This window comes from Azospirillum sp., from assembly GCF_050789165.1.
Window position 1 is genome coordinate 1 of sequence record NZ_JBOZRT010000120.1, and the last position, 12,280, is coordinate 12,280.

The window sequence follows — 12,280 nt, forward strand, 5'->3', positions numbered from 1 at the left end:
CAACCTGACCAATCAGGTGCGCGGCATCGCCGAGGTCGTCACCGCCGTCGCCCAGGGCAACCTGAAGCGCAAGCTGACGGTGGACGCCAAGGGCGAGATCGCCGCGCTGGCCGACACCATCAACGGCATGATCGAGACGCTCGCCATCTTCGCCGATCAGGTCACCAACGTCGCCCGCGAGGTCGGCATCGAGGGCAAGCTGGGCGGTCAGGCCAAGGTGCCGGGCGCCACGGGCGTGTGGCGCGACCTGACGGACAACGTCAATGCCATGGCCGCCAACCTGACCACCCAGGTGCGCGCCATCGCCGAGGTCGCCACCGCCGTGACGAAGGGCGACCTGACCCGGTCCATCACCGTCGAGGCCTCGGGCGAGGTCGCGGCGCTGAAGGACAACATCAACGAGATGATCCGCAACCTCAAGGACACCACCTTGAAGAACGCGGAGCAGGACTGGCTGAAGACCAACCTCGCCAAGTTCACCCGCATGCTGCAGGGCGAGCGCGATCTGGTCACCGTCTCCAACCTGATCCTGTCCGAGCTGGCGCCGCTGGTGATGGCGCAGCACGGCGTCTTCTACATCGCCAGCACCGAGGACGAGGAGGTCACCTTCGACCTCGTCGCCTCCTACGCCTACAAGACCCGCAAGCACCTCTCCAACAGCTTCAAGCTGCGCGAGGGGCTGGTCGGCCAGTGCGCGTTCGAGAAGCAGCCGATCCTGCTGACCAACGTGCCCAGCGACTACATCCAGATCAACTCAGGCCTCGGCGAATCCCCGCCGATGAGCATCATCGTGCTGCCCGTCCTCTTCGAGGGCGAGGTGAAGGCGGTGCTCGAACTGGCCTCCTTCAGCCTGTTCAGCGAGACGCACCGCAGCTTCCTCGACCAGCTCATGGAGTCGATCGGCATCGTGCTGAACACGATCGCCGCGACCATGCGCACCGAGGGCCTGCTGAAGCAGTCGCAGCTGCTGACCTCCGAGCTGCAGAGCCAGCAGGAGGAGCTGAAGAAGACCAACGACCGGCTGGAGCAGCAAGCCACGTCGCTCCGCCAGTCGGAGGAGATGCTCAAGTCCCAGCAGGACGAGCTGCGCCGCACCAACGAGGAGCTGGAGGAGAAGGCGGAGCTGCTGTCCCGCCAGAAGATGCAGGTGGAGGCGAAGAACCGCGAGGTCGAGATGGCCAAGCGGGCGCTGGAGGAGAAGGCCGAGCAGCTGGCCCTCACCTCCAAGTACAAGAGCGAGTTCCTGGCCAACATGAGCCACGAGCTGCGCACGCCGCTCAACTCCCTGCTGATCCTGTCGAAGCTGCTGGCCGACAACCCGCAGGGCAACCTGAACGACAAGCAGATCGAGTTCTCGCGCACCATCCACGCCGCCGGCTCCGACCTGCTGGCGCTGATCAACGACATCCTCGACCTGTCGAAGATCGAGTCCGGCACGGTGTCCATCGAGGTGGGCGACGTCCAGCTCCCCGACATGGTGGAGCACCTGGAGCGCTCGTTCCGCCAGGTGGCGCAGAACAAGAAGCTGTCCTTCAGCATCGCCATGGACGAGGCGGTGCCGAAGATCATCCGCACCGACGAGAAGCGCCTGCAGCAGGTCATCAACAACCTGTTGGCGAACGCCTTCAAGTTCACCGACGCCGGCGGCGTGACGCTGAGCATCGCGCCGGTGCCGGAGGGCTGGGACCCGCAGAACGGCGCGCTCACCGGGGCGGAGCAGGTGCTCGCCTTCTCGGTCACCGACACCGGCATCGGCATCGCCGAGGACAAGCAGCGCATCATCTTCGAGGCGTTCCAGCAGGCCGACGGCACCACCAGCCGCAAGTACGGCGGCACCGGCCTCGGCCTGTCGATCAGCCGCGAGATCGCCCAGCGTCTGGGCGGCGAGATCCGCGTCGCCAGCGCGCCGGGCGAAGGCAGCACCTTCACCTTGTACCTGCCGATGCGGCTGGAGGCGGCGGCCGAGAAGCCCGCCGCGGCGCACGCCCCGGTCAGCACCGCCACCGCGGCGGCTGCCGAGCGCTTCATGCTGGCGCAGACCGACCACCACGACGACCGTGAGGCGCTGACCGGCGGCGACATGGTGATGGTGCTGGTGGAGCCGGACCCGGCCGCCGCCCGCTCGATCATGGAGCTGGCGCGCGAGAAGGACTTCAAGGTGGTCCTGTCGCAGACCGGCAACGCCGCCATCCCGCTGATCCGCAAGGTGAAGCCCAGCGCCGTCACCATCGACCTGCACCTGCCCGACATCGACGGGCTGGCGCTGCTCGAACTCATCAAGCACGACCTGGAACTGCGGCACATCCCGGCGCACGTCATCGCGCCCGAGGAGAGTCGGCAGCGTTGCCGCGACGTCGGCGCCTTCGGCGTCACCACCACGCCGGTCGATCTGCAGAAGCTCGGCGCCGCCTTCACCGCGCTGCGCGGCGTGGTGGCGCGCGACCTGATGCGGGTGCTGCTGGTGGTCAGCGACGCCGACCTGCGCGCCGAGCTGTCGGCGCAGATCGCCGGCGAGGACGTGCAGATCACCGAGGCCGCCACGGCCAAGGAGGCGCAACGCCTGCTGGAGAAGGAACCGTTCGACTGCGTGGTCCTCAGCTCCGGCCTGCCGCGCTCGGCGATGATCCCGCTGATCGAGCGGATCCGCGACAACAACCCGGCGCTGCCGGTGGTGGTCTACCTGAAGAAGCCATTGACCGACGCCGAGGCGGAGAAGCTGGACGTGCTGGGCCAGACCGTCCTGCTGCGCCACGCCGGGACGCCGGACCAGCTGCTGGACGAAACCGCCAAGCTGCTGCACCGGCCGCTGTCGAACCTGACGCCGGAGGACCGGCACAAGGTCGAGGCGCTGCGGCAGGAGCAGAGCGCCCTGACCGGCCGCACGATCCTCATTGTCGATGACGACATCCGCAACATCTTCTCCATGACCAGCGTCCTGGAGCAGCACCGGATGAACGTCCTCTTCGCCGAGAACGGCCGCGACGGCATCAACCTGCTGAAGTCCAACCCGGGCGTCGATGTCGCCCTGGTCGACGTCATGATGCCGGAGATGGACGGCTACGAGGTGATGCGGGAGATCCGCACCATCGAGGACTTCCAGCACCTCCCCGTGATCGCCGTGACCGCGAAGGCCATGCAGGGCGACCGCGAGAAGTGCCTGGAGGCCGGGGCCAGCGACTACATCGCCAAGCCGGTCGAGGTCGACCGCCTGCTCGCCACGCTGCGGGCGTGGCTGCATCGATGATCGCCGGCAACGGGGATACCGGGGCGTTGGGCTTCGGGTATGACACGCGGGCGAGCGTCCTGCTCGTCGACGACGACCCGCACAACCTGTTCGCGCTGGAGCAGGCGCTGTCCACCCTCGACATCGACGCGGTCAAGGCCGGGTCGGGCGAGGAGGCGTTGCGCCACCTGCTCAAGCGCGACTTCGCGCTGATCCTGCTGGACGTCCACCTGCCGGGCCTGAACGGCTACGAGGTGGCGTCCATGGTCCGCCAGCGCGAACGCAACCGCAACGTGCCGATCATCTTCCTGTCGGGCGTCGACAAGGACGACGTGCACTTCTTCCGCGGCTATTCCGCCGGCGCCGTCGACTACGTCCTGAAGCCGGCCGATCCGGTGGTGCTGCGCTCCAAGGTCGCGGTGTTCGTCGACCTGTTCAACAAGTCGCGGGAGCTGCAGCGGCAGGTCGCCATCAAGCAGAAGCTGCTGGACGACAACATCCGCGCCAACGCCGAACGCCGCATGGCGGAGGAGGCGCTGCAGCGCGTCGAGGAGCGGCGGGGGGCCATCGTCCGCTCGCTGCCGGTGGCGCTTTACAGCGTCGATCTGGCCAGCACCGAGAGCGACGGCCTGCCCGGCCCGCAGTTCGTCGGCGACACCATCCACAGCCTGTCCGGCTTCGCGGCGCAGGCCTTCGCCGACGCGCCGGACCTCTGGCAGTCGCGCATCCACCCCGACGACCTCAACCGTGCGCTGACCGAGAAGGCGGCGGCGCTGGCGTCCGGCGCCTTCACCATCGAGTACCGCTGGAAGGCGGCCGACGGCGAATACCGCCACATCCTCGACCAGGGGGTGCTGGTGCGCGGCGGCGGCAACGGGGCGACGTCGGCGCGCGAGCTGGTCGGCACGTGGCTCGACATCACCGACCGCCGCAAGGCCGAGGAGCAGCTGGCCCAGGTGCAGAAGATCGACGCGCTGGGCCAGCTGACCGGCGGCATCGCGCACGACTTCAACAACATGCTGGCCGTCATCATCGGCAACCTGGAGCGCGTGCAAACGGTCCTTCAGAACGGCGGCGACGCCAAGCTGGCGATGCGCGTGGACATGGCGATGCAGGGGGCGCTGCGCTGCTCCGACCTGACGCGCCAGCTGCTCGCCTTCGCGCGGCGCCAGCCGTTGCAGGCGGTCCCGCTCGACGTCAACGGCATGGTGCGGGACATGATGCAGATGTTCCGCCGCACGCTGGAGGACGAGATCGCCATCGAGACGAAGCTGGCGGCCGACCTCGGCGCGCTGGTGGTGGACCGGGCGCAGGTCGAGTCCATGCTGCTCAACCTCGTGGTCAACGCCCGCGACGCCATGCCGGACGGCGGCACCATCAGCATCGTGACGGAGAACCTGACCATCGGCGACGGCGACCGCGTCTTCCCCGAGGCGGCGCCCGGCGACTACATCCACCTCGCGGTGGCGGACACCGGCACCGGCATGCCGCCCGCGGTGCGCGACCGCGCCTTCGAGCCGTTCTTCACCACCAAGGAGCTGGGCCGCGGCACCGGCCTGGGCCTGAGCATGATCTACGGCTTCGTCAAGCAGTCGGGCGGCGCCATCCGCATCGACAGCGAGGTCGGCAAGGGGACGAGCATCCGCATCCTGCTGCCGCGTTCGGCCGAGCCGGCGCCGAAGCCGGTGCTGACCCTGGCCGAGGAGGCCGACTGCCCGCCCGCCCGTCCCGGCGAGACGGTGCTGCTGGTCGAGGACGACCACGGCGTGCGCCAGATGGCGGCGGAGGAGCTGCGCGACCTCGGCTACACCGTCATCGAGGCGCCGCACGCCGCGGCGGCGCTGGATCGGCTGGGCGAGGGATTGAGGCCCGACATCCTGTTCACCGACATCGCCATGCCCGGCGGCATGAACGGCTTCGACCTCGCGGCGACCGCGGTGGCGGAGCGGACCGGCCTGCGGGTGCTCTACACCTCCGCCTACCCGGAGTTCGCGCTCGCCCGCTCCAAGCAGGTGCGCGTCGAGGCGCCGCTGCTGCAGAAGCCCTACTACCGGCACGAACTGGCCCGCGCGCTGCGCGTACAGCTCGACCAGCCGGCAACCAGGGAGGTGACGGCACCGTAACGCGGGCCGCCGACCCATGACAAAGGACGAGACCATGCCCATTCGGGTGCTGATCATCGAGGACGAGCCTCTCATCGTCCTCGACCTCAAGGCGATCCTGGGGGAGCTGGGGTGCGAGGTGGCCGCCGTCGCCGGCACCGCCGAGGAGGCCCTGGAGGCCGCCGGGCGCGAGCGCCCCGACCTGATCCTCGCCGACATCCGCCTGCCCGGTCCGATGGACGGCATCGACGCGGTGAAGGCGATCCAGGCGCGCACGCCGACCCCGGTTCTGTTCGTCACCGGCAACTGGCGCGAGCTGCGCGACCGCGGCCTGCCCGACGCCATGGCGATCGGCAAGCCGTACCTGCCCTCGGTGCTGCGTCAGGCGATCCAGACGGTGATGGGCCATGGCCGGTAAAGGCGCGATGCGCACCCGCCGGCTCGGCCGCGACCGGCTGGCCGGCTACGCGGCGCTGGCCTGCCTGGGCGTGGTGGCCGGCGTGTTCGGGCTGTTCGCGGTGGCGAGCTACGACCGTCTCGTCACGCGTGCGGAACAGCAGGCGCACGACACCGCCTTCTTCTTCGCCGACCACGGCTCCCGCCTGTTCGAGGCGGCCGACCTCGCCACCAGCGAGGCGGTCGCCGCGCTGGAGGGCGAGCCGTGGGAGAAGGTGTCCGGCTCGCGCCGCGCCGCCCAGGCGCTGGAGCGGCTGAGCGACCGCTTCCCCTACACCGACGCGCTGTTCCTGACCGATGCCGAGGGGCGCATCCGGCTGGTCAGCAACAGCTTCCCGGCGCCGGACGTCGACGTTTCGGACCGCGAGTACTTCACCAGCCACCGCGATGGGCGCCGCGGCCTGTACGTCAGCCGCCTGCTGATCAGCCGCACCACCGGCAACCCCGGCTTCGTGCTGAGCCGCGGCATCTACGGCGACGACGGGGAGTTCCGCGGGGTCGCCGCGGCGATCATCGCGACCAACTACCTGGCCGAGTTCTACCGCTCCATCAACCTGCCCTTCGACCCGACGATCTCGCTGTTCCGCTCCGACTTCCAGCCGCTGGTGCGCCAGCCCGGCAACGTCGCGCCCGACAACCCGGGCCGCCTGCAAGGCGAGGCGCTGATCCGCAAGGCGATCGGCAGCTCGCCATCGACCGAGCTGGCCACCGTGTCGGGCAAGGCCGACGGGGAGGAGCTGATCCTCGGCTACGCCAAGATCGAGAACGTGCCGCTGTACGTCAGCGTGGCCATCGACCGGCCGGCGCTGCTGCGCGTCTGGTTCGAGGAATCGCGGGTGCCCGGCGCCATGGCGGCGGTGGCGCTGGCGGCGCTGGGCGCGCTTACGATCTTCGTGTTCCGGCAGGCGCGCCGCGACGAGGAGGCCAAGCGCCTGCTGGAGAGCACGGTGGAGGCCCGCACCTCCGACCTGCGCAGCGCCAACCGGCAGCTGGAGGTGCTGGTGCAGGAGGTGCACCACCGCGTGAAGAACAACCTCCAGGTCATCTCCAGCATGCTGCGCCTGCAGTCGATCCAGATGAGCGACGACGGCGTGCGCAAGGCCCTGCAGGACTCGGTCAACCGCGTCCACGCCATGAGCCTGGTGCACGAGATGCTGAGCGGCGCCGGCGACCGCGCCGGCCTGGAGTTCCGCGAGTACCTGCGCGACCTCACCGACCAGCTCAAGGAATCCTACGGCGCCGGCGACCGGGTGGCGATCGCCATCGAGTGCGACGACCTCACCCTCGACATGACGCAGGGCATCCTGCTGGCGCTGATTGTCAACGAGATCTTCTCAAACGCGCTGAAGCACGCGTTCCCGCCCGGCCACCCCGGCGAGCTGCGCATCGCGCTGGAGCGGCAGGGGGCGCGGGCGCGCCTGACCATGCGGGACAACGGCATCGGCCTGCCGCCCGGCTTCGACTGGCGCAAGGCGAGCAGCCTCGGCCTGCAGATCGTGCAGTCGCTGGCCGCCAAGCTGGGCGGCGAGGCGTCGCTGACCGCGGCCGGCTCCACCTGCTTCACGCTGGTCTTCCCGCTCGGCAACGGCGCCGCCGCGGACGCGGAACTGCCGGCCGACGTGGTGGGGGCACTGTAGGCGCCTGATGCCCCCTCCCTAACCCTCCCCCTCTTCGAGGTGGAGGGGAACTCCACCGCATCGTCGGCAGACCCCCTCCACCGCGAAGCGGGGGAGGGATGGGGAGGGGGGCAATCAGCCTCCTACCGGTACGCCCCGCCGCAGTCCGGCGTGCCCGGCGGGCAGTGCGTGCCGGTCGGGATCTGGCTGGCGTGCGGCGACGAACCGGAGGTGCCCTGGTCCGGCAGGCTGTGGTCGCTCGGCCCGTACGGCGTGTAGCCGGTCAGCGGCACCGACGGCGGGTACAGCGTCGTGGTCGTGGTGGTGGTCGTCGTCGTGCCGCCGGAGCCGTAGGTGTAGGTCTGCGTCGAGCCGGCGCCCGGCGCCGTGCCGCGGCCGTCCCAGTTGGTGGCGCCGGGCGTACCGGGATCCGCGGCGGCCGCGCCGCCCATGGCGAGGGCCAGGGCCGCCGCCGTGCCGATCAGAAACGTGCGCATCGTTGTCCTCTCCGTCCTGAAGGCGGCGCCCGGCGGACCGTCCGCCGGGCGCCGTGTGCGTCAGGTGCGCGTCCGGGTGCCGGCCCCGGTGCCCGTGGTGGTGCCCGTGGTCCCGGTTCCGGTGGTCGTGCCGGTGCCCGTGCCGACACCGGTGGTGGTGGTGCTGGTGCCGCCCATGCCGGCCATGGCGCTGGCGCCGGCGCTGGTTCCGGTGCTCATGCCGCTCCCCATGCCCGTGCTCTGGCGGACGCGCAGGTTGTTCTGCACGTGGGTCACGCCGGAGACCGCCTCGGCGAGGTCCTCGGCGCGGCGCTTGGCGCTCCGGTGGTCGACGTGGCCGGTCAGCGTGACCTCGCCGTTGCTGACGCTGATGTCGATGTCGGACGCATCGACGTACGGGTCGTCGGTCAGCCGGTCGCTGACGTCATCGCGGATGCGGTCGTCGGACCGGGTGTAGCCGCGCGGGCCGCGGCCGCGGTGGTCGCGCGCCTCGTCCATGCGGCGCCGCCGCTCGGCGTCCTCGTCGCCGAACCAGGAGGCGACCTCGTCGCCGGCCCGTTCCAGGAAGCCGCGGTCCTCGTTGCGGCCACGGCCGCCATAGCCCCGCTCCTCGCCGCGCGACCGCCCGTAGGAGCCGCTGCCGTAATAATCGCGCCCGCCCATGGAGCGGTCGCGCTCGTAGCCGTAGCTGCGGTCCTCGCCGTAGCCGCTGCCCATTTCCCGGCCCGTATCCCGGCCCATGTCGCTGCCGTAGTCGCGGTAGCCGTAGTCCCGGCTTCCGTAGTCGCGCGTCCGGTTGTCGTCGCGGCCATAGTCCTCGCGGCCGTAGTCGCCGCGGGCGTAGCGGCGCATGTCGTCCATCATGCCGCGGGCGTAGTCGGCGCCGCGGTCCATCGCGCGCTCGATGCCCCGGCCGTAGCTGCGGTCGCGGTCCATATCGCCGCGGTAGCTGCCGCCGCCGCGGTACTCGTAGTCGCGCCGCGCGTAGTCGCGGGTGTCGTCCCAATCCCGGCGGCCACGTCCCCAGCGGTCCTCGTAATCCCTCATGGTGTCTTCCCTCCTTGGAGTGCGGACCCTCGGGCCCTTGCCCTGCAAACGGGCGGGGCACCTCGGAGGTTCCTCCCCGGCCTTGAACGGGGGTGTGGGTTTTCCCACCTGATAGGCCTGGGGACGACGGGCGGCTGCGCATGGTGCGGGCCGTTCCACCGGCGCCCTCGCCGCGCCTCCGGAAGAGGGCGGAACCATAACGGAGTGCCTTATGGACTTCGGTCAATTCACCGAACGTGCGCGCGGCGCGATCCAGGCTGCGCAGATGACGGCCCTGGCCGGCCGCCACCAGAACCTGCTCCCCGAACACCTCGTGAAGGCGCTGCTCGACGACGCCGACGGGCAGACGCGCCGCATCCTGCGCGATGCCGGCGGCGACCCCGATCTGCTGCTTGCCGCCGCCGAGGAGACGCTGGAGAGCCAACCGACCAACGAGGGCCCCGGCCCGCATCCGATCTACATGTCCCCGGCGCTGGCCGGCGTGCTGAACGGCGCCGTGCAGGCCGCCCGCGCCTCCGGCGACCGCTTCGTCTCCGCCGAGCGCCTGCTGGAGGGCCTCGCCACCCCGCTGCGCAACGAGTTCCTGCGCGCCGGCGTCGATCTGCAGGGCCTGACCCAGGCGGTGCAACACCTGCGCCAGGGCCGCAAGGCCGAGGCGGAGGACGCCGAGCAGGGCTGGGAAGCCCTGAAGAAGTACGCCCGCGACCTTACCGAGGAGGCGCGGCAGGGCAAGCTCGACCCCATCATCGGCCGCGACGACGAGATCCGCCGCACCATCCAGGTGCTCGCCCGCCGCACCAAGAACAACCCCGTGCTGATTGGCGAGCCCGGCGTCGGCAAGACCGCCGTCGTGGAGGGTCTGGCCCAGCGCCTGGCGTCGGGCGACGTGCCGGAGGGACTGAAGGACCGCCAGGTGCTGGCGCTCGACCTCACCGCGCTGCTGGCCGGCGCCAAGTTCCGCGGCGAGTTCGAGGAGCGGCTGAAGGCCGTGCTGACCGAGGTGCAGGCCGCCCAGGGGCGCATCATCCTGTTCATCGACGAGCTGCACACCCTGATCGGCGCCGGCCGCGGCGACGGCGCCATGGACGCCGCCAACATGCTGAAGCCGGCGCTGGCGCGCGGCGAGCTGCGCTGCGTCGGCGCCACCACGCCGGACGAGTACCGCCGCTACATCGAGAAGGACGCCGCCCTGGCGCGGCGCTTCCAGCCGGTGAACGTGGACGAGCCCTCGGCCGAGGACGCGGTGTCGATCCTGCGCGGCATCAAGGGCAAGTACGAGGTGCATCACGGCGTGCGCATCGCCGACGCGGCGGTGGTCGCGGCGGTCAGCCTGTCGGCGCGCTACATCGCCGACCGCCGGCTGCCCGACAAGGCCATCGACCTCGTGGACGAGGCCGCCAGCCGCCTGCGCATGGCCATCGACAGCAAGCCGGAGGCGCTCGACGCCGTCGGCCGCCGCGTCGCCCAGCTGAAGATCGAGCGCGAGGCCCTGAAGGCCGAGCCCGACGCCGCCTCGCGCGAGCGCCTGGAGAAGCTTGAGCACGAGCTGGCCGAGGCGGAGGCCCGCCAGTCCTCCATGGAGGAGGAATGGCGCGCCTCGCAGAGCCGCCGCACCGAGGGCCGGCGCCTCAAGGAGGAGCTGGACCAGGCCCGCACCACGCTGGAGCGCGCGCAGCGCGACGGCGAATGGGCGAAGGCCGGCGAGCTGGCCTACGGCGTCATCCCCGACCTGGAGAGGCGCCTCGCCGAGGCCGAGGCCCGCGCCTCGACCGAGCGCGAGGAGGTGACGTCCCGCGACATCGCCAACGTGGTGACGCGCTGGACCGGCATCCCGGTGGACAAGATGCTGGAGGGCGAGCGCACCCGCCTCAAGGGCATGGAGGACAAGCTGGGCGAGCGCGTCGTCGGGCAGGCGGAGGCCGTCCGCGCCGTGTCGAAGGCGGTGCGGCGCGCCCGCGCCGGCCTGAAGGACCCGAACCGGCCGACCGGCTCGTTCCTGTTCCTCGGCCCGACCGGCGTCGGCAAGACCGAACTGGCCAAGGCGCTGGCCGGCTTCCTGTTCGACGACGAGACGGCGATCACCCGGCTCGACATGTCGGAGTACATGGAGAAGCACACGATCAGCCGCATGGTCGGCTCGCCGCCGGGCTACGTCGGCTATGACGACGGCGGCACGCTAGCCGAGAAGATCCGGCGCCGGCCGTATCAGGTGATTCTGCTCGACGAGGTCGAGAAGGCGCATCCGGACGTGCTGAACGTGCTGCTCCAGGCGCTCGACGACGGGCGGCTGACGGACGGGCAGGGGCGCACGGCGGACTTCCGCCACGCGATCCTGATCATGACGTCGAACCTCGGCGCCGAGGCGCTCACCGGACTGGGCGAGGGCGAGTCCATGGACTCCGTCCGCGTCGAGGTGATGGACGCGGTGCGCCGCGCCTTCCGGCCGGAGTTCCTGAACCGGCTGGACGACGTGCTGATCTTCCGCCGCCTGGACCGCGAGCAGATGGCGAGCATCGTCGACATCCAGCTCGCCCGCGTGAACGAGCGGCTGGCCGAGCGGGGCCTGACGCTGGTGGCGGACGGGGAGGCCAAGCGGCGCCTCGGCGACCTTGGCTGGGATCCGGCGTTCGGGGCGCGTCCGCTGAAGCGGGCGGTGCAGACCTACGTCGAGGACCCCATCGCCGAACTGCTGCTCGACCGCGAGGAGGAGGAGCGCACGACGCTCACCCTGTCCGTGGTGGACGGCAAGCTGGCGCTGGACGGCCTGCCGGTGGAGGACGACCGCGGCCACGGCTTCAAGGCGCCGGAACGCCCGCCGCTGGGCTTCGCGCTCAGCGGACGCAGCGCCTCGGTGCACTGACGGTCGCAACGAGCCCCTCTCCTCGGAGAGGGGCTTTTTCTTGCCTTGGCCGGCATGTCGTGCTAGGAATGAAGTCGCAAGCGGCCGAGGTGTGCGCACGCGCGGGGCCGGTGGGGGATGGTGAACTGAACAGCCCCTGCACACTGTTCCACGGTGTTCCACACTGTTCCATTCACTGGCGGCGCGGCGGTCATCTCTTCCAAATCGTTATTCCCGCCTTTGCGCACGGCTGTCCGGGAAAGGGGCGTGGCTGCATTCCTTCGCTTCTCTCACCCGTCATCCCCGCGAAAGCGCACAGGCGCTAAGTTTAGGATGGCGCTCCTCCCTTTTACCGTCATGCCCGGGCTTGTCCCCACAGGCGCTAAGTTTAGCGTTCGGATCTTCTTTTCGCCGTCATCCCCGCGAAGGCGGGGATCCAGTGCTCGCGTCCGCGAGCCTCATGACTCATGTCGCCCCTGTCGGGGCTCATCCTGGATCCC

7 protein-coding genes are annotated in these 12,280 nt (G+C 70.5%); 5 read left to right on the forward strand and 2 right to left on the reverse strand.

The features are described 5' to 3' along the window. From ACRWK7_RS26405 to ACRWK7_RS26420, 4 genes are all read left to right on the forward strand, one after another. The coding region (locus tag ACRWK7_RS26405) for a response regulator (protein ID WP_431859373.1) at window positions 1–3,244 on the forward strand (3,244 nt) is incomplete at its 5' end. Next, complete coding sequence (locus ACRWK7_RS26410) at window positions 3,229–5,346, forward strand: response regulator (protein WP_431859375.1); 2,118 nt, start codon at window positions 3,229–3,231, stop codon at window positions 5,344–5,346. The genes ACRWK7_RS26405 and ACRWK7_RS26410, both read left to right, overlap by 16 nt. A 34-nt stretch (window positions 5,347–5,380) precedes the next feature. Further along, a complete protein-coding gene (locus ACRWK7_RS26415; protein ID WP_431859377.1) occupies window positions 5,381–5,743 on the forward strand; it encodes a response regulator in 363 nt (120 codons plus the stop codon). After that, window positions 5,733–7,418 carry a sensor histidine kinase gene (locus ACRWK7_RS26420; RefSeq protein WP_431859378.1) on the forward strand — a complete coding sequence of 562 codons (1,686 nt, stop codon included), beginning with the start codon at window positions 5,733–5,735 and terminating at the stop codon, window positions 7,416–7,418. Before ACRWK7_RS26415 ends, ACRWK7_RS26420 begins: the two co-directional genes overlap by 11 nt. 122 nt (window positions 7,419–7,540) lie before the next feature. Here ACRWK7_RS26420 and ACRWK7_RS26425 read toward each other — a convergent pair whose 3' ends face one another. Further along, window positions 7,541–7,894, reverse strand: coding sequence for a hypothetical protein (locus tag ACRWK7_RS26425; protein ID WP_431859380.1), 354 nt, complete (start codon window positions 7,892–7,894; stop codon window positions 7,541–7,543). A 60-nt stretch (window positions 7,895–7,954) separates the two neighbouring features. Continuing rightward, on the reverse strand, window positions 7,955–8,941 hold the full coding sequence (locus tag ACRWK7_RS26430) for a BON domain-containing protein (protein WP_431859382.1): 987 nt from the start codon (window positions 8,939–8,941) through the stop codon (window positions 7,955–7,957). Window positions 8,942–9,152: 211 nt separating this feature from the next. On the opposite strand from ACRWK7_RS26430, the gene clpB reads away from it, so the two are divergent. Then, a complete protein-coding gene (gene clpB, locus ACRWK7_RS26435) occupies window positions 9,153–11,801 on the forward strand; it encodes an ATP-dependent chaperone ClpB (RefSeq protein WP_431859384.1) in 2,649 nt (882 codons plus the stop codon). Window positions 11,802–12,280: the final 479 nt, after the last annotated feature.